This is a genomic window from Nocardioides sp. Z24_21 (genome assembly GCF_058134345.1).
Window position 1 is genome coordinate 808,284 of sequence record NZ_JBYTTH010000001.1, and the last position, 24,814, is coordinate 833,097.

Consider the following 24,814-nt stretch of genomic DNA (forward strand, 5'->3'; position numbering starts at 1 on the left):
CTCAGCCGGCGGCGTCGGTCAGCTCGCGGGCACGCTCGAAGACCTCGTCGGTCATCTCGCGGGTGAGCCGGCGGGTGTAGGTGTTGTGGGGCGAGGGGTGGTAGCAGCCGAGGAGGGTCACGCCGCCCAGCACCACCTCGGCACCGTGGCCGAACCGCGGGCGCTGCGCCGGCGCCGGCGCACCGGCCGCGACGAGCGAGCGCACCGCGCCGTCCCACCCGAAGCCACCGAGCGCCACCACCACCCGCACCGTCGGCAGCAGCGCCAGCTCGGCGGCGATCCACGGCGCGCAGGTGTCGCGCTCGACCGCGGTGGGCTTGTTGTCCGGCGGTGCGCAGCGCACGGTCGCGACCATCCGGGCGCCCAGCAGCCGCTGCCCGTCGCCGGCGTGCTCGCTCGTCGGCTGCGCGGCCCACCCGGTGCGGTGCAGGCTAGCGAAGAGCCAGTCGGCGCTGGGGTCGCCGGTGAAGATCCGTCCGGTGCGGTTGCCGCCGTTGGCCGCGGGGGCCAGGCCGACGACCAGGAGCGCGGGCTCCGGGTCGCCCCAGCCGGGGATGGGCCGCCCCCAGTAGGGCTGGTCGGCGAACGAGGCCCGCTTCGCCACCGCGACGTCCTCGCGCCAGGCGACCAGGCGCGGGCACGCGGAGCAGACGCTCACCCGGGCGTCGAGCTCGGCCAGCGGCACGTCGCTCGCGAGGCGGCGCACGTCGCCGGCGTCGCGCGCGACCGGGGTGTCGGGGGCGGCGGGGTCGTCGGGCCATCCGGTGCCGGGCGCGACCGGGCTGGAGAACGCGCCGCCCACGACGGGGTGCGGCAGGAGCACCGGCTCGCTCATCGCCCGATCGCCGCCGCCATGCCGTGGAGGATGTCGGCCTCGGACACGACGTGCTCGGTCACCGGCACCCGGTCGAGGATCCGGCTCCAGATCAGCGCACCGGCGCCGATCACGTCGGCACGACCGGGATGCATGTAGGGCAGCGTGCGCCGCTCGGCCACCGTCATCGCCACCAGGTCGTCGACGAACGAGGTCGTCGTGGCGTTGGGCAGCACCGCCCCGTCGAAGCCGTCGCGGTCGTAGCCCGCCAGGCCGAGCACGCCGCACGCGATCGTCTTGATGGTGCCCGAGGTGCCGATGACCGTGCGCGCCCGCTGGAGCGGGACGCCGCAGTCGTCGAGGTGCCGGTCGATGTCGGCGACGCAGGCGGCGACCTCGGCCGCGGTCGGGGGGTCGCTGTGGAGGTGGCGCTCGTGCAGGCGCACCGAGCCGATGTCCATCGACACCGCCTGCCGCTCCTCGCCCCCGCCCAGCACGAGCTCGCTGGACCCGCCGCCGATGTCGACGACGAGCACGGGCGCCGGCGGCACCGGGTCCTGGGCGGCGATCGCGCCGGCGTAGACCAGCGCGGCCTCCTCGTCGCCCGACAGCACCTCCGGCTCGACACCCAGCCGCGCGCGCACGCCGTCGGCGAACACGCCCGCGTTGGCGGCGTCGCGGGTGGCCGACGTGGCGCAGAAGCGCACCCGCTCCGGGGCCACGCCCTGGCCGCGGACCATCGCGGCCAGGTCGTCGATGGCGGCGAGCGTGCGAGCCAGGGCCTCGTCGGCCAGCACGCCTGTGCGGTCCACGTCCTGCCCGAGGCGTACGACGCGCGACTCGCGCAGCACCACGTCGAGCCGGCCGCCGTCGAGCACGCGTCCGACGAGCAGCTTGATCGAGTTGGTGCCGCAGTCGACGGCGGCGACGAGCCCGGGATCGGTCATGGCGTCATTGTGCCGCCCCGGATCGGGGCGTCCGGCGGCTCGCGTCAGTCGGCGCTCACGCAGGGCCCGGCCGACCACCAGTCGCCGAGGAGGTCGAGGACCTCGTCGCCGAGGGGGTTGACCCCGCGACCCATCGCCAGCGACTGCGCGGCGAGCACGTGCAGGCACTTGACCCGGTCGGGCATGCCGCCCGCGGTGATCCCCTCGATCTCGGGCACGTCGAGCCCGGCCCGCTCGGCGACCTCGGCGCGGGCCTCGAGGTAGCGCTCGTGCGCCCGGCGGTAGGCAGCGGCCAGCTCCTCGTCGGTGCCCAGGCGCGCCTGCATCTCCTTCATCAGGCCCGAGCCCTCGAGGGTGCCGATGCGCGAGGCAGCCCGCGGGCAGGTGAGGTAGAAGGTCGTGGGGAAGGGCGTGCCGTTGGGCAGCCGCGGCTCGGTGGTCACCACGTCGGGGTTGCCGCAGGGGCACCGGTGGCCCACGGAGTCGATGCCGCGGGGGCGGCGCTTGAGCTGGGCGCGGATGGCGGCCTCGTCGGCCGGGTCGATGCGCTGCTCGGGCGAGGGGGTCGGCGCGTCGTCGCTCACTGCTTCGTTCCGTCGGTGGTGCCGTCGACCAGGTCGGCCGGGCGCTGCTCGGGCGGGGGCGGGTTGCCGGCGAGCTCCATGGACTCCCAGGCGGTCGTCCACCAGGCCGTGGGCACCGTCTTGATCACGTCGTCGGGGTCGTTGAGGGAGGCCTGCGCCTCGAGCGGCCTGCCGTCGGGCCCGGTCACCTCGAAGCCGGCCTCGCCGGGCATCAGGTAGCCGAACCGGGCGCGGGCCTGGGCCTTGACGTAGGCCGGGTCGTCCCAGCGCTTCTTCTCGCGCTCGAGGTCGTCGATGCTGGCCTCCCGCTCGGCGATCTGCGCCTTGAGGTCGCCGATGTGGGAGCGCTGCTGCAAGTAGGCCCGCAGCGAGGACGCGTAGGACACGGTCAGCACCGCCAGCACGAGCACCAGCACCGCCGCGCGGCCGGTGAAGCGGGGACGCCGCGCGGCCGGCCGCGCCGGGCCCGGGCGCGCCGCGGCACCGCCCGGCTCGCCCGGGCGGGCGGACGTCGTCCGCGCCGCCGCGCCGCGCGGGCGCGAGCCGCGGGACCCGGGGCGCGTGCTGTTGCCCTGCCTCGGTCCGCGCGACCCGTTGCGGCCGCCGGGCCCGCCCCGAGGCGTACGGCGCTGGGAAGGCATGGCGCCCAGTGTGCCTGCTTCAGCCGCCGAATCGCGGGAAGGCACCCCGGCCGGCGTAGCGAGCCGCGTCACCCAGCTCGTCCTCGATGCGGAGCAGCTGGTTGTACTTGGCGACGCGGTCGGAGCGGGCCGGCGCACCGGTCTTGATCTGGCCGCAGTTGGTGGCCACCGCCAGGTCGGCGATCGTGGTGTCCTCGGTCTCGCCCGAGCGGTGGCTCATCATGTTGCGGAAGCCCGCGCGGTGGGCGAGCTCGACCGCGTCGAGGGTCTCGCTGAGCGAGCCGATCTGGTTGACCTTCACCAGCATCGCGTTCGCCTGGCCGCCGTCGATGCCTCGCTGCAGGCGCTCCACGTTGGTCACGAAGAGGTCGTCGCCGACCAGCTGCGTCCGGGTGCCCAGGGCCTCGGTGATCGCCTTCCAGCCGTCCCAGTCCTCCTCGTCGAGCGGGTCCTCGATGGAGACGATCGGATAGGCGGCGACGAGGTCGGCGTAGTAGTCGACCATCGCGTCCGTGGTCGTCTTCTTGCCCTCGAACGTGTAGGAGCCCTTGTCGTGGAACTCGCTGGCCGCGACGTCCATCGCGAGGGCGATGTCCTTGCCGAGGGTGAAGCCGGCGGCCTTGACCGCCTCGGCGATCAGGTCGAGCGCGGCGCGGTTGCTCGCCAGGTCGGGCGCGAAGCCGCCCTCGTCGCCGAGCCCGGTGGACAGGCCCTTCTTCTTCAGCACCGACTTGAGTGCGTGGTAGACCTCCGCGCCGTGCTGCAGCGCCTCGCGGAAGGTCGGCGCGCCGATCGGCGCGATCATGAACTCCTGGACGTCGACGTTGGAGTCGGCGTGGGCGCCACCGTTGAGGATGTTCATCATCGGCACCGGCAGCAGGTGCGCGTTGGGGCCGCCGACGTAGCGGAACAGCGCCAGCCCGGCCGACTCCGCGGCGGCCTTGGCGGTCGCGAGGGAGACGCCGAGGATCGCGTTGGCGCCGAGGTTGGCCTTGTTGGCCGTGCCGTCGAGGTCGAGCATCGTCTGGTCGACGAGGCGCTGGTCGTCGGCGTCGAGCCCGACGATCGCCCCGGAGATGGTGTCGAGGACACCGGTGACGGCCTTCTGCACGCCCTTGCCGAGGTAGCGCTTGCCGCCGTCGCGCAGCTCCACCGCCTCGAAGGCGCCGGTCGACGCCCCGCTGGGCACGGCCGCCCGACCGAACGCACCGTCCTCGAGCAGCACCTCCACCTCGACGGTGGGGTTGCCGCGCGAGTCGAGGATCTCACGGGCACCGACAGCAGCGATGATCGACATGGAGGACTCCTGGGGAACGTCGGTAGGGGAACGTCGGTAGGTGAACGTCGTGCTCGACCGCCAGCCTAGTCGCGCCCGACCCCGACGTCGCCGGGGCGTCCGAACGGGTGGCCGGCGTCGGCCGGGGGTGCCTACGCTCTGCGCCGAGGTCCTCGGCCGGGCCATCCTCGTCGCGCTGGGCACCGCCGTCGTGCTCTACCTGCTGGTCGCCCTGGCGCTGGTGCACGTCCTCGGCGCCGCCCTGGTCACGTCCGCGGTGCCGGTCGCCGACGCCACCGCCGCGCGACCTGCCCGGCCACCTGGCGTCCGTCGACCCGCGACACCGGGTCCCCGACACGGCGCAGGTCGTCATCGGTGCCGCCGTGGTCGCCCTGGTGCTGCTCGTCGACCTGCGCGGCGCGATCGGCTTCTCGTCGTTCGGCGTGCTCGTCTACTACGCCGTCGCCAACCTCGCGGCCCTGCGCCAGCCCGCCGAGCACCGCCGCTGGCCGCGCGCCCTGCAGGTGGCCGGGATGGCCGGCTGCGTCGCGATGGCCGCCGCGCTCCCCCTCGGCTCGGTCCTGGCCGGGCTGGCGGTCCTGGCCATCGGGTCGCCGGCCGCCTCGTGGCCCGCCGGCTCACCACCGCGCCCTGACTGGCCTACTCGGCCTTCTCAGCCGCCTTCTCGGCCCTCTCAGCCGCCTTCGCAGCGTTGTAGAGGCGCATCACCTCGGCGGTGTCGGTCGCGACGGCGTCGCCGAAGACGTGCGGGTTGCGGCGCTCCATCTTGGCGATCACCCCGCGAGCCACGTCGTCGAGGGTGAACTCGCCGGCCTCCTCGGCCATCACCGCGTGGATCACCACCTGCAGCAGCAGGTCGCCGAGCTCGTCGCACAGCGCGGCCGGGTCGCCCGACTCGATCGCCTCGACGACCTCCTCGGCCTCCTCGCGCACGTAGGGGATCAGCGAGGCGTGGGTCTGCTCGCGCTTCCAGGGGCACTCGCGCTGGAGCACCCGCATCTGGTCGGCGAATGCCTCCAGCGCGGAGCCCTCGGCGCCGTCGGTGCCCTGGGGAGCGCCGCCCGTCATGGCCTCAGCCGCAGCGCTGGTTGACCGGCAGCGACGAGGCGAAGGCCGGGTCGGGCTCGGTCGCGAGGCCCGACTTCGCGAAGTCGCCCACCGCCACGGAGGTGTTGGTGTCGACCGGCGAGAGCACCCCGTCGACGCTGCGCAGGCCGTAGCGCGGGTCGATCTCGAGGTCGTGGGTCTCGGGCCACGCGTTGAAGACCTCGATGCCGGCGTCCGTCGCCTGCTCGACGGACGGGTCCTCGGTGCCCTCGTCCTCGAGGACCTCGCGCCCGACCTGCTCGAGGACGTCCTGGGCGTACGCCGAGGCGGACGCCAGCTCGACGAAGTCGTCGCGGACCTCCTCGGGCTTGGTGGCGGCCGTGCCCTGGCGCTGCGCGACGTCGTTGTAGTAGCCCGAGCCCGGCTCGACGCCGTACTCGTCCGCGATCTGCGACACCTGCGCGCGCAGGGTCAGCAGCTGCACGACGTACTGGCGCACGAAGCCCATCGGCACCTCGGTGTCGAGGTCGCCCACCGCGGTGCAGTAGTTGGCCGTCACCCGGTCGACCTCGCGGGTCGTGATCTCCTCGTCGCCGACCTGCACGGCCACGCCGGGGCTGATCCCGCCGCAGCCGGTCAGCAGCAGTCCTGCGAGGGCCGTCGTCGCGGCCGTCATCAGGCGGGTCTTGCTCACGGGGTCACTCCTTGGTCGATGCTGCGGGGGCGGCGCCGCTGGCCGCGGGCGCGGGCGGGGCGACGACCTCGTCGATCACGCCTCGGGCCCATTCAAGCAGGGCCACGCCCGCCACCGGACGCACGGGGAACCCGGTGCCCTGCGGGCGCGGCACGAGGATCGTGCTGACGGGGGCCTTGACGACGCTGCGGGGGTAGAGCCGCTGGAGTCGTACGACGCGCGACTCGGGCAGGTCGACCGGCGCGAACCGGACGTACTTGCCGGCCACCGTGACCTCGCGGACGCCGACCTGGCGGCAGCGCGCCCGGAACCGGGCCACGACGAGCAGCGACTCGACCACCTCCGGCGGGGTGCCGTAGCGGTCGACCAGCTCGGCGCGCACCTCGTCGACGTCGGCGTCGGTGCGCACCTCGGCCAGCCGCTTGTAGATCTCGAGCCGCAGGCGCTCGCTGGGGATGTAGTCGTGGGGCAGGTGGGCGTCGACCGGCAGCTCGATGCGCACCTCGGCGAGCTCCTCCTCGCCCCCGCCCTTGAAGTCGGCGACCGCCTCGCCGACCAGCCGGACGTAGAGGTCGAAGCCGACGTCGGCGATGTGGCCCGACTGCTCACCGCCGAGCAGGTTGCCCGCGCCGCGGATCTCGAGGTCCTTCATCGCGATGGCCATGCCGCCGCCGAGGTCGGAGTGCTGGGCCAGGGTGGCGAGCCGCTCGTGGGCGGTCTCGGTCATCGGCTTCTCGGCGGGATAGAGGAAGTAGGCGTAGGCGCGCTCGCGCGAGCGGCCGACCCGGCCGCGCAGCTGGTGCAGCTGGGACAGGCCGAGGGTGTCGGCACGCTCGATGATCATCGTGTTGGCGTTGGACACGTCGAGGCCCGACTCCACCAGCGTGGTGCAGACGAGCACGTCGAAGCGCTTCTCCCAGAAGTCGAGCATGACCTGCTCGAGCTGGCGCTCGTTCATCTGGCCGTGCGCGGTCGCGACCCGCGCCTCCGGCACCAGCTCGCGGATGCGGGCTGCCGCCTTCTCGATCGACTGCACCCGGTTGTGGATGTAGAAGACCTGCCCCTCGCGCAGCAGCTCGCGCCGCACGGCCGCGACGACCTGGCGGTCCTCGTAGGCGCCGACGTAGGTGAGCACCGGGTGCCGCTCCTCCGGCGGGGTGGTGATCGTGGACATCTCGCGGATGCCGGTCACCGCCATCTCCAGCGTGCGCGGGATCGGCGTCGCGCTCATCGACAGCACGTCGACCGACGTGCGCATCCGCTTCATCTGCTCCTTGTGCTCGACGCCGAAGCGCTGCTCCTCGTCGACGATGATCAGCCCGAGGTCCTTGACCACGATGTCGGGGTTGAGCAGGCGGTGGGTGCCCACGACGATGTCGATCGAGCCGTCGGCGAGGCCCGCGGCGACCTCCTTGGCCTCCTTGTCGGTCTGGAAGCGCGAGAGGGCGCGGATCTCGACCGGGAAGCCGCTCATCCGCTCCGAGAACGTCGACAGGTGCTGGGTGACGAGCAGGGTCGTGGGCACCAGGACCGCGACCTGCTTGCCGTCCTGCACCGCCTTGAACGCCGCGCGGACCGCGATCTCGGTCTTGCCGTATCCCACGTCGCCGCAGACCAGGCGGTCCATCGGCACGACACGGCGCATGTCGGCCTTCACCTCCTCGACCGTCGTCAGCTGGTCGGCGGTCTCGGTGAACGGGAAGGCGTCCTCGAGCTCGCGCTGCCACGGGGTGTCGGGCCCGAAGGCGTAGCCCTTGGTGGCCTGGCGGGCGGCATAGAGCTTGATCAGCTCGGCGGCGATCTCCCGGACCGCACGGCGCGCCTTGTTCTTGCGCTTGGTCCAGTCGCCCCCGCCGAGGCGGTCGAGGCTGGGGTTCTCCCCGCCGACGTAGCGGGTGACCTGGTCGAGGGTGTCGGCCGGGACGTAGAGCATGTCGTTGGGGCCGCCGCGCTTGCTGGGGCCGTACTCCAGGACGAGGTACTCGCGCACCGCGCCGCTGATCTCGCGCTGCCTCATCTCCACGAAGCGGCCCACGCCGTGCTGCTCGTGGACGACGTAGTCGCCGGCCTTGAGCTCGAGCGGGTCGATCTGCTTCTTGCGCCGCGCCGGCATCTTGCGCATGTCGCGCGTCGAGGCCTTCTGCCCGGACAGGTCGTCGCCGGTGAGGACCGCGACGCGCGCCTCGTCGTCGACGATGCCGTGCACGAGGTGGCCGCACGTCACGGTGACCACGTGGGGCCCCGCCGTCTCCTCCTCCTCGACGAGGCGGGCCGCGATGTCGTTCTCGCCGAGCAGCTCGACGAACCGCTGCGCCGGGCCGTGGCCGGCGTGCACCACGACGACGTCGACGTCGTCGCTCACCCAGCCGCGGATGTCGTCGACCGCCTGCTGGAGGTCGCCGCGGTAGGCCTCGGCGGGATGCACCGGCAGGGTGCGGCTCGGCACCCCGGCGGTCGCGGCGTCGGGCACCACGTCGTCGGTGTCGATCCCGAAGGGGCTCACCGTCCACCACGCGTGGCCCAGCCCGAGCGCGTGCAGCCGGACGTCGGCGACCTCGCGGTAGGAGGCCGCGCCGAGGTCGATCGGCGCCGTGCCACCGCCGGCGGCCGCGGCCCACGAGGCGCCGAGGAACTCCTCGCTGGTCGCCACCAGGTCGTGGGCGCGGGTGCGGGCGCGCTCGGGGTCGAGCACGAGGACCGTGGTGTCGGCCGGCATCAGGTCGACGAGCAGCTCCATCGAGTCGACCAGCGCGGGCGCCAGCGACTCCATGCCCTCCACCGCGATGCCGGCGGCCATCTTGTCGGTGAGCTCGACCAGCTGGGGGTGCGCCTGGCCGAGCTCGGCGGCGCGCCGGCGTACGTCGTCGGTCAGCAGCAGCTCGCGGCACGGCGGCGCCCACAGCCGCTCGACGGTCTCGAGGGTGCGCTGGTCGGCGACGGAGAAGGCGCGGATGTCCTCGACGTCGTCGCCCCAGAACTCCACCCGCAGCGGGTGCTCCTCGGTGGGCGGGAAGACGTCGACGATGCCGCCGCGCACCGCGAACTCGCCGCGCCGCTCGACCATGTCGACCCGCGAGTAGGCCGCGTCGGCCAGGCCGCGCACGACGTCCTCCAGCGCCCGGGTGTCCCCCGGCGCCAGCTCGACCGGCTCGATGTCGGCGAGACCGGCGACCTGCGGCTGGAGCAGGCTGCGGATGGGGGCCACGACGACCTTGAGCGGGCCGTTGGCGACGTCGGAGCCCGGGTGGCGCAGGCGCCGCAGCACGGCGAGGCGGCGTCCGACGGTGTCGCTGCGGGGGCTCAGCCGCTCGTGGGGCAGCGTCTCCCAGCTCGGGTAGTAGGCCACGGAGGCGGGGTCGACGAGGTCGGCCAGCTCCTCGACGAGGTCCTCGGCCTCGCGCGAGGTCGCCGTGACGGCGAGCACCGTGCGCCCGCGCTCCACCAGCCCGTGCACCACGAACGGCCGCACCGCCGCGGGGCCGGTCAGGTCGAGCGCGGACTGCACCCCGGCGTCGGCCAGTGCTCCGCCCAGCGTGGGAGCGGCGACGACGCGCCGGGCGACGGCGGCGAGGGGCGTGGACGACACCGGAGATCCCTTCGAGAGCACGCGGAAGAGCCCCCCTGTGGTCCGAGAGGGGGGAGGATGAAAGTCTACGGGGGCTGCCGGACACGCGGACGGGGAGAGGGGTTTGTCCCGTACGCCCCACGGGTAGCAAGCACGTCAACGCCCGGCGTTGCCGGGCGTGTCAGCACTTCACCTGAGAGGAACACACGGGGACATGCGCATCACTCGTCTCATCGCAGGCACGGTCACGGCCGGCCTTCTCGGCCTCGCGCCCATCGCCGTCGCCGCACCCAGCAGCGCGACCGAGAACCTGACCGCCACGGTCACCGCCACGCCCAGCACGGACGCCGTCGAGTACGGCGACGACCTGTCCGTCAGCGTGACCGTCACCGGCTCCGACGGCCGCAGCGTCAGCTACGGCAACTCGACCCTCTACGCCCTCGAGGCCGGCGCGGCCGCGTGGGCGCCCGTCGCCACCGGCACCTACGCGTCGAGCTCCTTCTACGACGTCAAGCCGGCCGCCAACACCCAGTACAAGGTCGTCTACAACGGCTACGCCGCCACCTCGACCTACCAGAACAACTACGCGGCCGCCGAGTCCGCGCCCTTCACCATCGGCGTCGCGCGCAACGTGACCATCGGCAAGGCCAAGGCCCGCCTGACGATCAAGGGCAAGGTCAAGCCGGACTACAAGAAGAGCAAGGTCAAGATCCAGATCAAGAAGGGCAAGAAGTACAAGAAGTTCAAGACGGTCAAGACCGACAAGAAGAGCAAGTTCCAGGTCCGCCTGCCTGCTGCCAAGCGCGGCAAGCGGCTCTACTTCAAGATCACCGTGCCGGGGAACTCGAAGTTCCTCGCCTACAGTGAGGTCTGGTACACCTACAGCTACAAGGCTCCTCTCGCGCGCACCGTCGCCGAGCGGGCCTGACCGCCCAGCTTCACCACGTGAGCCAGCGTCGCCCGTCGAGGGCGGCGCTGGCTCGCGGCCCATCCCGAACCACCGAGGGGCGCGAGAATGTCCTCCCACCGCGGCACCGCCCGACTCCTCGTCACAGGAGCGCTGGTCGGCACGATGACCGCCGTCGCCGCCCCCGCCACCGCCGCTGACCCGGAGTCGACGACGACCGTCGCCGTGCCGAGCGAGACGGTGATCGATTTCGGGGACGTCATCGTCATCGACGTCGACGTCGACGTCGACAGCGAGTCGGGCTCCGCGCCGACCGACGGCACGACGACGCTCCTCGCCAAGCGGGCCACGTCCGACGAGTGGCGCGAGATCGCGACGAACTCCTCGCCCCTGCTCGACTTCACCGGCGTCAGGCCGCGGATGAACACCTCCTACAAGGTCGCCTACGACGGCGACAAGGCAGGTTCCTCCCAGGACGACGGCTACACCTCCAGCGAGTCGGACGAGTTCACCGTCCAGGTCGCCCGGTCCATCACCCGCCCCTCCGGCGGGTTCGCGATCACGGGCAAGGTCCGGCCCCGCTACGTGCAGAAGAAGATCGTCGTCAAGGTCTCGCGCAAGCAGTACTCCGGCTACACGCGCTACCGGGTCATCCGGACCGACGACCGCGGCAGGTACCGCCTGGACCTCCCCCGTCGCAAGGGGACGTGGTTCTGGTCGTTCCAGACCAAGGGCGACGCCGCCTACCTCCCGGCGAGCTTCCGCTGGCGCACCTGGGTCTCCTGACCCCCGTGCCGCGCCGTCGGGCGCGGATCGTGGATCGTGCCTTTACCGTTCGACTGTCGGACACATAGGTTCGCCTTCCATGAACGACTTCTCGGGATCAGACCAGTCCAGCCTGCCCACCCAGCCCACCCAGCCCACCCAGCCCACCCCGTCCGGCCAGCCCGCCGCGGCGCTGACGCGGCGCAAGCTCCTCGCCGGCGCCGCCGGAGGCGTCGCGATCGTCGCCGCGGGTCAGCCCGCTTGGGCCGCCGACGCCACCCGCCCCGGAGCGGTGCGCGGCCCCTCCCTCGCCGTCCGTGACCGCCTCGTCGTCAAGGGCATCCGCCCCTCCCGCGCGCTGTCCGACCTGCGGGTGCTCTCCGAGCGCATCGGCCCGCGGATCGGCGGCACCGCCTCGGAGCGGGCCGCCGCCGAGTTCGCCCTCACCTCGCTGCGCAGCGCCGGCTGCCGCGACGTACGCCTCGAGCCGTTCGCCGTCGCCGACAAGTTCCTCGCCGACATCGGCGACCCCGACCGCCAGCTGGCCGACGACATCAGCTGGCAGGCCGGCGCGTCCCCCGACGCCGGCCTCGACCGCGCCCCGGTCACCGGCCGCGTGGTCGACGTGAAGGCGGCGACCGCACCCGCGTGGCCCGCCGACCCGGCGGCGATCACCGGCGCGGTCGTGCTGGCCGACGACGCCCAGGACGCCACCCCCGCCACTCGCGTCGAGCTGCGCGCGGCCTTCGTGCTCGAGGCCCAGCGACGCGGCGCGGCGGCCGTGATCCTCCTGCCCGCCGACCTGGAGTATCCCCGCCGCGCCTCCGCTTCCTCGCCGCGGCTGGTGCCCACGACGGGGTCGAGCGCCCCGCCGTGGACGCCCGTCGCGACGATCCCGGTGCTGGGCGTCGCGCAGGTGCAGAAGCGGCTGCTGCGCGAGGAGCTCGCGGTGCGCCCGCTGCGCCTGACGATCCGCACGACCTCGCACCGCGGCCTGACCAGCAACAACGTCCTCGCCGACATCCCCGGTCGCGCCCGCGCCGGCGGCCCGCTCGTCTACATCTCCGCTCACTACGACTCGGTGATCGGCGCCCCCGGAGCCAACGACGACGGCTCGGGCACCGTGCTCACGCTCGAGCTCGCCCGGGTGCTGCGCAAGCTGCCCAAGGTCGACGCCACGATCCGCCTCGCGCTGTGGGGCTCGGAGGAGCAGGGCCTCATCGGCTCGCGCCACCACGTCGCCCAGCTCTCGGCGACCGACCGCGGACGCATCCGCGGCGTGTTCCAGAACGACATGGTCGGCACCAGCTGGAGCCCCGCCACCCGCTACTGGCAGCTGTCGTTCTCGGGCGCCGGCAACGCGACCACCGACCAGATCACCGCCGCCTCGCGACGGCTGGGCTACGAGCCGCAGATCTCGCCGGTGACCCAGCGCGGGGCCAGCGACCACCAGTCGTTCCAGGAGGTCGGCATCGCCTCGGCCAACTTCTCCTGGCGTGGCGAGGCGACGCCGGCCCTGCTCGAGCCGCCCTACCACTCGCCCGAGGACACCATCGACAAGAACATCAGCATGGACCGGCTGACGGTGAGCATGGAGATGATCGGCTGCGCGGCCTACGCGCTGGCCACCTGAGCCTGGTCGCTCACGCAGGCGGGGGTGGCGCGGCGTCCGCCTCCGCCTGCGAGCGCAGGATGCAGAACTCGTTGCCCTCGGGGTCGGCGAACACCACCCATCCGGTGCCCGGCCCCCACTCGCCGCGGTGGTCGGCGACCTCGGTGGCGCCGAGGCCACGGACCCGCTCGATCTCGTCGTCGCGGGTGCCGGTGCGCGGGCGCAGGTCGAAGTGGGTCCGCTTGGGGGGCAGGTCGGCGTCGGGCACCTCGAGGAACAGGATGCTGTGGCCGGTGTCGGGGTCGAGGATCATGCACTCCTCGTGGCCCGGCTCGTTGGGGTCGTCGGCCACGTCGACGTAGCCGAGCAGCGCCTTCCACCAGGTGGAGAGCTCGTAGGCGTCGTGACAGTCGACGGTCGTGTGCGAGACGAAGGAGGTCATGGGCGCCCACACTGGCAATGGGCGCGACCTCCCGCAACCGGCTTTCGGGGTGAGTTGCCCGCCTCGCCCCGGCGTGACACCGTGGGCCGTGCCCCGACCGCGGGCGACCGGACGAGGGAGCCGTACCCGGACAGCGACAAGACGGCCGTCGAGGAGATGGCCATGGCCTGGTTGGTGCTCGTCCTGTCCGGCGTCCTGGAGGCGGTGTGGGCCACCGCGCTCGGCCGCTCCGAGGGGCTCACCCGTCCGCTGCCCACCGCGACCTTCCTCGTCGCGCTCGCGATGAGCATGGCCGGCCTGGGCTACGCCATGCGCACCCTGCCGGTCGGCACGTCGTACGCCGTGTGGGTGGGCATCGGCGCCGTGCTGACCGTGGTCGTGGCGATGCTCACCGGCACCGAGTCGTTCTCGGTGGTCAAGGCCCTGCTGCTGGCCGGGCTGGTCGGGTGCATCGTCGGGCTCAAGCTGGTGCACTGACGCCCTCGATCCGATCGACCCCCTCGACCCGAGGCAGCGGGTCAGTCGGTGCCGTGGCGGCGGACGAAGTCGACGATCTCGTCGGCCAGCTCGGGGCGGCACACGATCAGGTCGGGCAGCGAGGTGTCGTCGGCGTTGTAGACCAGCGGCGAGCCGTCGACGCGGCTGCAGTGCAGGCCGGCCGCCCGCGCGACGGCGACCGGGGCGGCGTTGTCCCACTGGTACTGCCCACCGGCGTGGACGTAGGCGTCGGCGATGTCACGCACCACGCTCATCACCTTCACGCCGGCGCTGCCCATCGGCACCAGCTCGGCGTCGAGCTCGGCGGCCAGCGCCTCGACGAAGGCGGGCGGGCGGCTGCGGGAGACCGCGATGCGGGGACGCTGCGACGTGCGCGGGGGCACCACGCTGGGCCTGCCGGTGCTGAACGTCTCCCCCAGCGCGGGCTGGGCGACCGCGCCCGCGACGAGGTCGCCGTCCTCCCACAGCGCCACGTGGACCGCCCAGTCGTCGCGGGGCGGCTCGGAGAACTCCCGGGTGCCGTCGAGCGGGTCGATGATCCAGACGCGACGCGCGGTGAGGCGCGACTTGTCGTCGGCCGCCTCCTCCGACAGCACCGCGTCGTCCGGTCGGTGCAGGGTGAGGACGCGGTCGAGCTCGGCCTGGGCCGCGGCGTCGCCGGCGTCCTTGAGCGCCTTGCCCTCCAGCCCTTCGGCCGCCGCGCCGGCGCGCACGTCGAGCAGCACCGAGCCGGCGCGCTCGGCCGCCCAGGCGGCGAAGGCGTGGTCGTCGAGCGTGGCGGGGTCGATCATGCTGCGGCCCCCGCGGCGAGGGGGGCGGAGCGGTGCTCGACGTGGGGTGAGGTCATGGACCGAAGCCTAGCGACGGAGGAGCACCAGGGCCGGGGGCGCCCGGTCCGCAGTCCCCCGCCGAGGGTCCGGCACCGCCTCGACCGTGACGCGCACCTCCCCCACCGCTCGGGGCTCGGCGGCCGGCTCGGCTCGCGGCACCTCCCCCGAGTCCGAGCCGGAGTCCGAGTCCGAGCCCGAGTCCGAGCCCGACTCCGGCTCGCGCTCCGAGCCCGCGTTCGAGCCCGGGTACGACTGGTAGGCCTGGTGGAACGTCGCCACGGCCTTGAGCTGCGTCGACACGCCCAGCTTGGCGCGCAGCGCCTTGACGTGGCTGCGGACGGTGCCCTCCGCGACCCCCATCTCGACGCCCACCTCGGCCACCCGCCGCCCGGACGCGAGGAGCTCGAGGACGCGCCGCTGCTGGGGCGAGAGCGTCTCGAGCTGGGCGCGTGCCTGCCGGCGCCGGTCGAGGTCGTGGGCGTAGGCGGCGCGGAGCACCGCCCGCCTGTCCGGGTCCATCGCCGAGTCGCCGGCCACGAGTCGCCGTACGACGTCGGCGAGCTGGGTCACCGAGGTCGACACGGTCACCACGTCGACGGTGTCATCGGCCAGGAGTCCACCCCATCGCACGGAGGCCTCGGCGGAGGTCACCACCACGACCCGACCGGCTCGTCGGCGCGCCAGCGCCTCGACATGGGCGACGACCTCCGGATTGTCAAGACCGTCCACCACGGCGACGAACACCGCTGGACCGAGCTCCTCGGAGTCGTCGGAGGTCGCCTCTCTGTCCACGGACTCCCACCGGCGGGTGCGTGCAGGCACACCGACGGAGCCGAGCGCGGCGGTGATCGCCTGCGCCACCAAGAGGTGCGGGGACAGCACCCACACCGGACCCGCCACGCTCATGTACGCCTCCCTCGCGCTGGTCGCGCCTCCCAGCCTGTCCGGGCCGGGGCGAGGAAAGGTCCCTCGCCACCCAACGTGCACCGAATTGGGGAGGCGGGAAGCAGCGTGGGTGACGCCTACCCGCTTGAAGGGAAATCCATGCCCGCTGGATCCGCTCTGACGGCGACCTGAACGGCTCCTTGACGAAGCCTGCAGGACTCCTGCGAACGGCGGACCAGACCGGCGTTGCCCGATATGGGGGAGGGCTCACACAATCGTCGGACCCCCTCGCGCCACAGTCGCACTCTCGTGGAGGGAGTGCACTCACACACCAACCACGTCGATCTCGCAGGGCGCCGGGAACGCCCACCGTGATCGATCGGCGTGGACCGAAGTCGTATCGCAGGGGGAGCACGATGTTGGGGTTCTGCAGGGGGGATCTGCGTCACTGGGTCCGCATGGGGATCACGGGGCTCGCCTCGTTCCTGGTGCTGGTCTGGATCGGATCGGGGTCGGACCACCCGTGGTGGGCACCGCCGTCGGCGACGACGGTGCCGACGCTCGGGGAAGGCGTCGTCAGCGGCGTCTTCGTCGCCGCAGCCGGGTGCGCAGCCATGGTCACCTGGCGCAGGCACGCCGGGGCGGTGGCCGGGTGGATCGTGGCGACCGGGGCGCTCGTCGCCGGCCAGGCGCTCGCCGTCACGCTGATCGCGCTCCACGACCCGCCGCCGCACGGGTCGAGCATGCACCTCGCCCTGCTCGTCGCCGCGCTCGTCGGCATGCTCGGCGTCGTGGTGCCGCTCCTGGCACCCGAGCGGGTGCGGCGGGTGGTCGACGAGACGTTCGTCATCGGGCTGGGCCTCGGGCTCGTCGCCGCGGGTCACCTGCTGCTGCAGTTCCCGCGGATGCAGCCGTCGTCGCCGGCGATGCAGCTGCTCATCGGCGTGCTGATCGCCACGCACCTGCTCGCCGCCGTCCTGGTGCTCCAGCAGCGGGTCGCGTCCACTGCACTGCGCCTGCTGCTGCTGGCCACGGTCGGCGTGGTCGTCGCAGGCCAGCTGGTCCCGCCGGCCGGGCTCACCGGCGGTGCCCTCGACGCCGCCCTGTGGGCGGCGCGCACCGCCATCGGCGCCGCCTGGCTCGGGATCGCCTGGGCGCGGCTGCGCCGCAGCCTGGAGGACGAGCGGCGCCGCCTCGACTCCTTCGAGCACGTGCTCGTCGACTCCACCCGCGAGCAGCGCGAGCGGCTCCACGAGCTGCGGAGCACGGTCGCGGGCCTGGTCTCCGGGTCGGCCCTGCTCGACCGGGCGGACATCCCTCCGCAGACCCGCGAGCGCCTGTGGGCCTCGGTGCGCCGCGAGCTCGACCGGATGGAGCGGATGCTGACCGGCGCCGGCGACTCGACCGCCGACCTGCGCCTCGACGACGCGCTGGCCCAGATCCTCGACCTCCAGCGGCTCAAGGGCCGCCGCGTCGAGCTGCACGCGACGTCCGAGGTCGTCCGAGCGCGCTTCGACGCCCTCGCCGAGGTGCTCAACATCCTCGTCGACAACGCCGTCAAGCACGGCGGCACCGACGCCAGCGTCGTGGAGGTCACGCGCCGCGACGAGGACACCGTCGACATCACCGTGACCGACTTCGGCCGCGGGATCCCCCTCGAGCAGCGTCCACAGATCTTCGACTGGGGTCGCCGCGGCAAAGACTCGCGTGGCGAGGGCATCGGCCTCAACGTCGCGCAGCGGCTGATGACCGAGGCCGGCGGGTCGCTGCGGCTCGCCGAGCGCGAGGGCGCCGGGTCGTCGTTCGTGATCTCGCTGCCCGCGGCTCGCGGCTCGGCCGAGAACGGGCTGGCGAACGAACTGGCCAAGGACCTGACCAAGGGCCTGACCACGGACCTGAGGATGGAGGACGACCGTGCCGGGCGCATCTCGCGGTGAGCACCGCGTGCTGATCATCGACGACCACGTGCTGTTCGCGGAGTCGCTCGAGCTCGCCCTGTCGCTGGAGGGCTACGACGTACGCCGCCTCGAGCCCCCCGAGGAGGGCGGCTCGATGGCGACGCTGAGATCGCTGGCCCTGCGGGCCAACCCCCGCACGGTCCTGCTCGACCTCGACCTGGGGCGGTTCGGCGACGGGATGAACCTCGTGGCGCCGCTCGCCCGGGCCAACGCCAACGTGGTCGTGCTGACCGCGTCGGACGACATCGGCCGGTGGGGTGCGTGCATGCGGCTGGGGGCGCGCAAGGTGCTCTCCAAGAGCGGGGCGCTGCAGCAGGCGCTCGCGACCGTGCGACGACTGCACCAGGGGTTGCCGGTCGTCACCCGCGAGGAGCTCGAGTCGCTCCTCGAGGCCTGGGCGCGCGACCGCCAGGTGCACGACGACGTACGCCGCCGCCTCGACCTGCTCACCCCGCGCGAGCGGCAGGTGCTGGGGGCCCTCATCGAGGGCCGTACGGTGCGCTCGATCGCCCAGGACAGCGTGGTGTCGGAGGCCACGGTCCGTACGCAGGTCAAGTCGATCCTCGGCAAGCTCGAGGTCTCCTCGCAGCTGGCGGCCGTGGGCATGGCCAACCAGGTCGGCTGGAAGCTCGGCGCCTGACCCAGCAGACCCCCCGTGCGCGCGGTTGCGGCGGCCGAGGAGGGGGACCTCGGCCGCCGCCACTGGTTCGCTCGGTTCCAGGTGACGAAGCGTGGGGTTCCGCGTCACGCCAGCGGCCACCGGAGTGGCCAGTGCGGGGCTGGCCCGAGAGATGCGAACCAGTGCTGGTGCACCTCCTCGAGAGTAGGGCCGGCCCCGGCGCGGTGCCCATCCCTCCGAATGGGTATCTCCCGGGCGCGCACCGCTTTCGCTCATTTGCGGCATGCCCCTGGCGGCGGTCCTTCCTAGGCTCACGGGAAGGTCAGCAAACGGGGTGCCTTGGGCGGTGTCCCGGAGGGGGATGGTGAGCATGACGCAGGTCGTGTCCGACGTGGTCACACCGGACGGAGGCGTGCTGGCGAGGCCGGTCCCCCGCCCGCGCAGCATCGCCATGGTGCCGCCCCTGGCGGCCCCGGTCGCGGAGCCAGTCGCCGAGACGGTCCTCCGTCGGGCGTCGAGGCGTCGCTCGTGGCCGGCGCCGGCCCTGGACCTGGCACTCGGTGTGGCCCTCGCGGTCGGCTGGTCGGCCCTGGGCAGGGTCGGGCTGGGCGCCGCCCTGGGCATCGCGGTCGTGTGGCCGGCCGCGCTCGCGATGTCGGGCCGCTACCGCCACCAGGCCCTGGGCCACGCGCGGTCCGAGCGGCTCGCCGTGGTGCTCGGCGCCGGCGGTCGCACCGCCGTCCTCGCGCTGGCGGCGTCGCCGTGGCTCGGCGACGCCCACCCCACGTCCCTGGGCGTGCTCGTCGCGGGACTCACCGTCGCCAGTGCCGTCCCGTTCGTCGGCCCCGGACGCTCCCGGCCCCGCGTCGTGCTCGCGGGCAAGCCGCGCGCGGTCCGTGAGGCCGCGGCGCAGCTGCGGGCGAGCGGCACCCACGAGGTGGTCGCCGCCTGCCTGACCCGGGCCTCGGCGACACCGATCGAGGGCGACGTGCCCGTCTACGTCGGCCTCGAGTCGTCCTCGGCGGCCGCGGACGACCACCGCGCCGACGCGCTCGTGGTGCTGCCCGGAGCGCGCCTGTCACCCGTCGAGGTGCGACGACTGCACTGGTCACTGGGCAAGGTCGGCACCGAGCTCTTCCTGGGCACGGGCCTCCTCGACGTCGAGCCGCAGCGCACCCGCGTCATGTCGACAGCGGGCCTCGACGTGCTCCACGTCGGCAAGCCGGCGCTGCACGGCCCGCGCCGGGTGCTCAAGGACCTCGTCGAGCGCACGCTCGCCCTCGTCGCCCTCGTCCTCGCCCTGCCGCTGATCGCGGTCCTGGCCGTGGCGATCCGCCGCGAGACGCCGGGACCGGCGTTCTTCCGCCAGGAGCGCATCGGGCGCGACGGCGTGCCGTTCACGATGCTCAAGCTGCGCTCGATGGGGGTCGACGCCGAGTCGGTGCGGACCGGGCTGGCCGACGACAACGAGAAGGACGGCGTCCTGTTCAAGATCGCCCACGACCCGCGGATCACCCGGCTGGGCAGCCGGCTGCGCCGCTACTCCCTCGACGAGCTGCCCCAGCTGTGGAACGTCGTGCGGGGTGACATGTCGCTGGTCGGTCCCCGTCCGGCGCTGCCGTGCGAGGTCGCCCAGTACGACGTCGACCCCCGGCGCCGGCTCGTGGTCAAGCCGGGAGTGACGGGCCTGTGGCAGGTGTCGGGTCGCTCCGACCTCACCTGGGCGGAGTCGGTGCGCCTCGACCTGAAGTACGTCGAGAACTGGTCGCTGCGCCTCGACCTCTCGATCCTCGTCCGCACCGTGAGCGCCGTGCTCGGGCACCGCGGCGCCTACTGATCACGCGACCTTTCGTTCCACCAACGACCGTGGGGGTCGCCAGTCCATGAACACCAGACGATCGCGCAACGCCGGGCTCGGCGTCGCAGCCTGCCTCGTCCTCGTCCTCGTCCTCGGCGGCTGCGGCGCCGATGCGGCGTCTCCCGACGACGCGCCCGGCTCGTCCCCGGCCGCGACGGGCTCGGCCGGCTCGCCTTCGCCGTCCGCTGGCACGGCGGACGGGGAGTCGGGCGGAGGGCCGGGCGGCTCGGGGGCTGCCACGACCGGCGACAGCGACAGCAGCGTCGCCGGCGACGCCGGCGACGAGGCACCCGACCCGCCCGGAGACGGCGACGGCGACGGCGCGAGCCCCGGGACCGAGGGGCCGCCGGCGCCCGAGGCTCCGGTCACCGGCCTCGCCGAGCTCCTCCCGCCGGCCGACCCCGCGCCGCTCGTGACGTCGCCCCTCCCGCGGGCGGCGAGCGCGCGGGGACGCCTGGTGCGACGGTTCCCGGCCGCCCTGCGCCCCACCCGCTCCGCGGCGGTGCAGAGCAGCAGCGTCTCGCCCTCGGGCGACCGCCTCCAGGTCGGGCTGGTCGCGTCGACCGCGCTGTCCGCGTCCCAGGTGCTCCTCGCCTACCGCACCCGCCTCGCTCGCCGGGGTCTGGTCGAGACGGCCGCGCCGCCGGCCGTCGCCGGCTCGCAGGCGGCCGCCTTCCGGCGCGGCGGCAGCATCGTGACCGTGACGGTGACCCCGCGCGGGTCGGGGGCGACGTACTCGCTCCACGCCTCGCTGCGCGCCGGGCGCGGATGAGCCGGTGTACATCTCGCTCCGCGACCGGCCGGCGGCCGGCGCGACCACGACCGGCACCACGACCGGCACCACGACTGGCACCGCCACCACCCGGCCGCCGGTCGGCCGGGTCGTCGTCACGCTGGGGATCGTCTCGCTGCTGACCGACGTGTCGTCGGAGTCGGTCTCGGCGATCCTCCCGCTCTACCTCACGGTCGTCGTCGGCCTCACGCCCGTGGCGTACGGGGTCATCGACGGCCTCTACCAGGGCGTCAGCGCGCTCGTGCGCCTCGGGGGCGGGTGGCTGGCCGATGCCTCCGACCGTCCCAAGTGGGTGGCGTTCCTGGGCTACGGCCTCTCGGCGGTGGCTCGCGTGTTCCTGCTCTTCGCCAGCGGGGCGGCCGGGATCGCGGCCGTCGTGACCGCCGACCGGATCGGCAAGGGGATCCGCACCGCTCCGCGCGACGCGATGATCAGCACCGCGGCCCCGACCGAGCACCTCGCGCGGGCCTTCGGCGTGCACCGGATGCTCGACACGATCGGCGCGGCCCTCGGCCCGCTGATCGCGTTCGGCCTGCTGGTGCTCGTGCCCGACGGCTACTCGGTGGTGCTCGTGGTCTCCCTCGCGTTCGCCCTGGCCGGCGTGGCGCTGCTGGGGCTGCTCGGCCCCGACGTGCGCGCCCGGCGCGACGCGGCCCCGACCGGGCCCACGCCGCCGCCCTTCCGATGGCGCGACCTGACCGACCCGCGGCTGCGTCCGCTGCTCGCGGTCGCCGCGGTGCTGGGCCTGCTGACGGTGGGCGACGGGTTCATCTACCTCGCCCTGCTCGACCACGGCGGCATCAACGTCACCTGGTTCCCCCTGTTCTACGTCGGCACCAACGTGGCCTACCTGCTGCTCGCCGTGCCGATCGGGCGCCTGGCCGACCGGGTCGGGCGGGCCCGCACCCTGGTCGTGGGACACCTGGCCCTCGTCGGGGCCTACCTGTGCGCCGTGCTCCCGACCTCGACCGCCGCCGCCACCGTCGGCACGCTGGTCCTGCTGGGCACGTTCTACGCCGCGACCGACGGCGTCATCGCCGCGATCGCCGGGCGGCTCGTGCCCGTGCAGGCCCGCACCAGCGGCATCGCCGCGGCCCAGACCGTGGTGGCCCTGGCCCGGATGCTCGCCTCGGCCGGCTTCGGCGTGCTGTGGCTGCTGCTCGGCCCCGCAGGCGCCATGGCGACCGTCGCGGCGCTGCTCACCGTGGCCGTCCTCGCCGCCGCCACCCGCGTCGCGCGACTGGACGGCGCGGCGGTCACCTCGTGAGCGTCCGCGCGCGCGTGCTGGCGTTCGTCGCCCTGACGGTGCTCCTCGCGGTCGCCGCGTCCGGCTATGTCGTGGTCGAGCGGCGAGAGGTGCGCGCCGAGCGCGCGGCCGAGCCCGACGCCGAGCAGGCGCCGATCACGTCGGTGACCACGGGACCGCGGATCGTCTTCCGCCACACCGGCACCGACAGCGAGTACGGCGTCGTGGCGGTCGTGCCGCTCGACGACCCCGACGGACCCCGGGCGTTCACCGACGTCTCGTGCGACCGCGTCGCGGCGCGCAGCACCGGCGCGTCCTGCCTGGTCACCGACCCCGGCGTCACGACGTCCTTCGAGGCGCGCACGTTCGACGCGGACTGGCGGGAGGTCGGGCGCGAGGACCTGCCCGGCATCCCGAGCCGCACGCGGCTCAGTCCCGACGGGACGCTCGTGGCCACCACGGTCTTCGTGGCCGGGCACTCCTACATGTCGACCGGCTTCTCCACCGCCACCGAGGTGCACGCGGTCGACGGCGGCGCGCGGTGGGGCAACCTGGAGGACTTCCAGCTCGCGATCGACGGCCGCCGGGTCAACCCGGTCGACCGCAACGTGTGGGGGGTGACCTTCGCCGACGACGAGACGTTCTACGCGACCGTCGCGACGGGTGGGCGCACGTGGCTGGTCGAGGGCGACCTCGGCGAGCGCACCCTGACCTCGATCTCGTCCGACGCCGAGTGCCCCTCGATCTCCCCCGACGGCACCCGGGTGGCGTTCAAGGTCGACGTCGACCCGGGCAGCCAGGTCGTGTGGCAGGTCGCGGTCCAGGACCTCGCCACGGGCGAGCGGACGCTGCTCGTCGAGGGGCCGCGCGGGCTCGACGACCAGGTCGAGTGGCTCGACGACGACACGATCCTCTACGGGATGCCGCGCACCGACGAGCCCGGCGTGACCGACACCTGGGCGGTCGACACGACCCCGGACGCGACTCCGCGCCTGCTCATCGAGCAGGCGTGGTCGGCCACCGTCGTGCGTTAGCAGCCGGAGGCAGGCGGCAGCGTGGAGAGGTTGAGGACGTACGCCACGGTGCTGGGCGCCGGGTCCATCTCGCCGCCGACCAGCCGGTCGAGCCAGGGGTCGTCGAGCACCTGGTGCTCGCGGGCGGCGTCGAGCAGATCGGGATGTCGGCGCCAGTGCTCCACCACGCGCCTGGCCAGCACCACGCCGCCGGCGGGCGGCCGGGTGGTGCTCGACAGGCGCTGTCGCGCCTTGGCGACAGCCCTGCGGGACACCGTCCGCGCGGCTCGCGCCGTGGTGGCGAGCCCAGGTCTGGCGAACGCCTCCGGCGGTGGCCTGCCGTCGAGAGGCACCCTGCCGAGCTCGGGGTCGAGGGACATCTGGAGACGGGCGAGGAACACCGACCGCCGCTTGCTCGCCGGCGACATGGCCTGGGCGATGGCGATGAATCGGTCGTCCAGCATCGGGTTGGCCACGGACCGGTCCGTGCACACCGCGGTGTCGGTGACCCCAGCCCAGCGCTGCATGCGCTGCTCGAGGTAGAAGTCGTCGGTGGCGGCGAGCCATTCCTTGCCGGTGGCGGACATCAGTCGGTGGATCCGGTCGACGGCCACGTCCTCGGCGGCCTCGCGCAGCGGTGACACCAGGGCCTCGGGATCGATGCCCTCGTTGGCGAACATCCGCCACCCGGCCAGGCGGGCCACCCGCGCACGCGTCACTGCCGTGCTCCGCGAGGGCCCCAGGTAGTAGAAGCCGCGGGCCACCTCTCCCCCCAGCCCTGCGATGCGGTGCCCCTGGTCGAAGCCTTGCTCGACCACGGTCAGGGCCGCCAGCGCGAGCGGATCGGCCATCTCCTCGAGTCTCAGGCTCGCCTCGACCGCCAACGCGTGGGCCTCCTCGGCGCTCAGGCCGTCGAGGCTCTCCAGCTTCTCGACCTGGTGCCGGAGCCCGGTGCGGGCGGCGATCTCCCCAGCGATCGCGGCGTCGGGCGAGCCCGGCACGCCCAGCGTCATGGCGCGCAGCCCGCGGCGCAGCTCCGGCGGGACCGCGCTGAGGAGGATCCGGGAGTCCTGGCCACCCGTGAGCTGCAGCGTCGCGTCGGGATGATCGGTGACATAGGCCGTGAGGTGGGTGCGCAGCATGTCGGTGGCAGCGGCCACCCCATCGTCGAGGTCCAGGGGCGCGATCGGGGCCGGCCGGCCGTCCTTTAGCTCGACTCGCCCGGAACGGAGGCGTACGAGGTGGCCGGGGGCGAGCTTGGTGACCCCGGCGTACAAGGTGCCCTGACCGACCTGCCAACCGAGCAGGCTCTGGACGGCGAGCGCTTCCCGGTCCACGCCGTGCCCCCCCAGCGACCCCAGGACGCGAGCCGACGTGCTCAGCGCTGCGCAGCCGTCCCACTGCGCGTGGTAGAGGTGGCGGAACCCGAGCGCGTCGGTGACGGCCACCGCCTCGTCGTCCGAGATCCGGCGGAAGGCACCGAAGGGGGGCAGGATCTCGGCGAGACCCGCGAGGTCCTCGGCCTCGAGCAGGCGGACGACGTCGGCGTCGGTGAGCTGGCGCTCGCGCCGTCGTGCCACGCGGGCGAGCGCGGCGTAGCCGGTGCCGTCGAGGCGGAGGCCGCCCCACGTCGCGACGAGCAGGCCACCCGTCTCCTGGAGGTCCGCCTCGCCGATGCGCGCCACCGCGAGCGCCTCGCGCACCTCGCCGGCAGTGGGGGCGGCAACACCGCGCGACACGCAGAGGACCCCGGGCTGCATGCCGCCAGCCTAGGGCTGGATCGCCGCGTGCTCCTGCCC

The 24,814-nt window shown here is 73.7% G+C and carries 22 protein-coding genes and 1 riboswitch; of the genes, 10 read left to right on the forward strand and 12 right to left on the reverse strand.

Annotated elements, in window-relative coordinates; translation table 11 throughout:
* Position 1 precedes the first annotated feature (1 nt).
* From AC3X7Z_RS03980 to mfd, 8 genes are all read right to left on the reverse strand, one after another.
* Positions 2–835, reverse strand: coding sequence for a uracil-DNA glycosylase (locus AC3X7Z_RS03980; protein ID WP_489975071.1), 834 nt, complete (start codon positions 833–835; stop codon positions 2–4).
* Entirely contained in the window at positions 832–1,761 is a 930-nt protein-coding gene (locus tag AC3X7Z_RS03985; RefSeq protein ID WP_186342709.1) for a Ppx/GppA phosphatase family protein, read from the reverse strand. The genes AC3X7Z_RS03980 and AC3X7Z_RS03985 overlap by 4 nt, the downstream gene beginning before the upstream one ends.
* 44 nt (positions 1,762–1,805) lie before the next feature.
* On the reverse strand, positions 1,806–2,345 hold the full coding sequence (locus AC3X7Z_RS03990; RefSeq protein ID WP_186342708.1) for a DUF501 domain-containing protein: 540 nt from the start codon (positions 2,343–2,345) through the stop codon (positions 1,806–1,808).
* Entirely contained in the window at positions 2,342–2,986 is a 645-nt protein-coding gene (locus AC3X7Z_RS03995; protein ID WP_206054419.1) for an FtsB family cell division protein, read from the reverse strand. The genes AC3X7Z_RS03990 and AC3X7Z_RS03995 overlap by 4 nt, the downstream gene beginning before the upstream one ends.
* A gap of 19 nt (positions 2,987–3,005) precedes the next feature.
* The gene (gene eno / locus AC3X7Z_RS04000) at positions 3,006–4,283 is read right to left on the reverse strand and encodes a phosphopyruvate hydratase (RefSeq protein ID WP_186339024.1); all 1,278 of its coding nucleotides are present in this window, start codon (positions 4,281–4,283) and stop codon (positions 3,006–3,008) included.
* A gap of 639 nt (positions 4,284–4,922) precedes the next feature.
* The gene (locus AC3X7Z_RS04005; RefSeq protein WP_489975072.1) at positions 4,923–5,351 is read right to left on the reverse strand and encodes a MazG nucleotide pyrophosphohydrolase domain-containing protein; all 429 of its coding nucleotides are present in this window, start codon (positions 5,349–5,351) and stop codon (positions 4,923–4,925) included.
* Positions 5,352–5,355: 4 nt separating this feature from the next.
* Positions 5,356–6,024 (reverse strand): hypothetical protein, encoded by a 669-nt coding sequence (locus AC3X7Z_RS04010; protein ID WP_489975073.1) that lies wholly within the window; start codon positions 6,022–6,024, stop codon positions 5,356–5,358.
* A 4-nt stretch (positions 6,025–6,028) separates the two neighbouring features.
* The gene (gene mfd, locus AC3X7Z_RS04015) at positions 6,029–9,610 is read right to left on the reverse strand and encodes a transcription-repair coupling factor (RefSeq protein ID WP_489975074.1); all 3,582 of its coding nucleotides are present in this window, start codon (positions 9,608–9,610) and stop codon (positions 6,029–6,031) included.
* Positions 9,611–9,803: 193 nt separating this feature from the next.
* Between mfd and AC3X7Z_RS04020 the strand changes: the two genes are divergently transcribed.
* From AC3X7Z_RS04020 to AC3X7Z_RS04030, 3 genes are all read left to right on the forward strand, one after another.
* Positions 9,804–10,517: a hypothetical protein gene (locus AC3X7Z_RS04020; protein WP_489975075.1), complete on the forward strand. Its 714-nt coding sequence runs from the start codon at positions 9,804–9,806 to the stop codon at positions 10,515–10,517.
* A gap of 87 nt (positions 10,518–10,604) precedes the next feature.
* Entirely contained in the window at positions 10,605–11,282 is a 678-nt protein-coding gene (locus AC3X7Z_RS04025) for a hypothetical protein (protein ID WP_489975076.1), read from the forward strand.
* A 79-nt stretch (positions 11,283–11,361) separates the two neighbouring features.
* Positions 11,362–12,894, forward strand: a complete 1,533-nt coding sequence (locus tag AC3X7Z_RS04030) for a M28 family peptidase (RefSeq protein WP_489975077.1) — start codon at positions 11,362–11,364, stop codon at positions 12,892–12,894.
* Between the two features lie 10 nt (positions 12,895–12,904).
* Here AC3X7Z_RS04030 and AC3X7Z_RS04035 read toward each other — a convergent pair whose 3' ends face one another.
* Positions 12,905–13,315, reverse strand: a complete 411-nt coding sequence (locus AC3X7Z_RS04035) for a VOC family protein (protein WP_186339032.1) — start codon at positions 13,313–13,315, stop codon at positions 12,905–12,907.
* Between the two features lie 85 nt (positions 13,316–13,400).
* Positions 13,401–13,465: riboswitch (guanidine-III (ykkC-III) riboswitch) on the forward strand.
* A gap of 12 nt (positions 13,466–13,477) precedes the next feature.
* Here AC3X7Z_RS04035 and AC3X7Z_RS04040 point away from each other — a divergent pair.
* Positions 13,478–13,792, forward strand: coding sequence for a DMT family transporter (locus AC3X7Z_RS04040; RefSeq protein WP_489975078.1), 315 nt, complete (start codon positions 13,478–13,480; stop codon positions 13,790–13,792).
* A 41-nt stretch (positions 13,793–13,833) separates the two neighbouring features.
* On the opposite strand, the gene AC3X7Z_RS04045 is transcribed toward AC3X7Z_RS04040, so the two are convergent.
* Together AC3X7Z_RS04045 and AC3X7Z_RS04050 are read right to left on the reverse strand one after the other, a co-directional pair.
* On the reverse strand, positions 13,834–14,604 hold the full coding sequence (locus AC3X7Z_RS04045; RefSeq protein WP_186339034.1) for a 3'(2'),5'-bisphosphate nucleotidase CysQ: 771 nt from the start codon (positions 14,602–14,604) through the stop codon (positions 13,834–13,836).
* Positions 14,605–14,670: 66 nt separating this feature from the next.
* A complete protein-coding gene (locus AC3X7Z_RS04050) occupies positions 14,671–15,549 on the reverse strand; it encodes a helix-turn-helix transcriptional regulator (RefSeq protein ID WP_489975079.1) in 879 nt (292 codons plus the stop codon).
* A 437-nt stretch (positions 15,550–15,986) separates the two neighbouring features.
* On the opposite strand from AC3X7Z_RS04050, the gene AC3X7Z_RS04055 reads away from it, so the two are divergent.
* The 6 genes from AC3X7Z_RS04055 to AC3X7Z_RS04080 all read left to right on the forward strand — a co-directional run bounded on the left by AC3X7Z_RS04055 (position 15,987) and on the right by AC3X7Z_RS04080 (position 23,036).
* Positions 15,987–17,465 (forward strand): sensor histidine kinase, encoded by a 1,479-nt coding sequence (locus AC3X7Z_RS04055; protein WP_489975080.1) that lies wholly within the window; start codon positions 15,987–15,989, stop codon positions 17,463–17,465.
* Positions 17,443–18,126, forward strand: a complete 684-nt coding sequence (locus AC3X7Z_RS04060; protein ID WP_186339037.1) for a LuxR C-terminal-related transcriptional regulator — start codon at positions 17,443–17,445, stop codon at positions 18,124–18,126. Before AC3X7Z_RS04055 ends, AC3X7Z_RS04060 begins: the two co-directional genes overlap by 23 nt.
* A 349-nt stretch (positions 18,127–18,475) precedes the next feature.
* Positions 18,476–19,942 carry an exopolysaccharide biosynthesis polyprenyl glycosylphosphotransferase gene (locus tag AC3X7Z_RS04065; RefSeq protein ID WP_489975081.1) on the forward strand — a complete coding sequence of 489 codons (1,467 nt, stop codon included), beginning with the start codon at positions 18,476–18,478 and terminating at the stop codon, positions 19,940–19,942.
* Positions 19,943–19,988: 46 nt separating this feature from the next.
* The gene (locus tag AC3X7Z_RS04070; protein WP_489975082.1) at positions 19,989–20,735 is read left to right on the forward strand and encodes a hypothetical protein; all 747 of its coding nucleotides are present in this window, start codon (positions 19,989–19,991) and stop codon (positions 20,733–20,735) included.
* Positions 20,736–20,739: 4 nt separating this feature from the next.
* Positions 20,740–22,023, forward strand: coding sequence for an MFS transporter (locus AC3X7Z_RS04075; RefSeq protein WP_489975083.1), 1,284 nt, complete (start codon positions 20,740–20,742; stop codon positions 22,021–22,023).
* The gene (locus AC3X7Z_RS04080; RefSeq protein ID WP_489975084.1) at positions 22,020–23,036 is read left to right on the forward strand and encodes a hypothetical protein; all 1,017 of its coding nucleotides are present in this window, start codon (positions 22,020–22,022) and stop codon (positions 23,034–23,036) included. Before AC3X7Z_RS04075 ends, AC3X7Z_RS04080 begins: the two co-directional genes overlap by 4 nt.
* On the opposite strand, the gene AC3X7Z_RS04085 is transcribed toward AC3X7Z_RS04080, so the two are convergent.
* Positions 23,033–24,775, reverse strand: a complete 1,743-nt coding sequence (locus AC3X7Z_RS04085; protein ID WP_489975085.1) for a hypothetical protein — start codon at positions 24,773–24,775, stop codon at positions 23,033–23,035. The two genes, AC3X7Z_RS04080 and AC3X7Z_RS04085, sit on opposite strands and share 4 nt — an antisense overlap.
* Between the last annotated feature and the right edge of the window lie 39 nt (positions 24,776–24,814).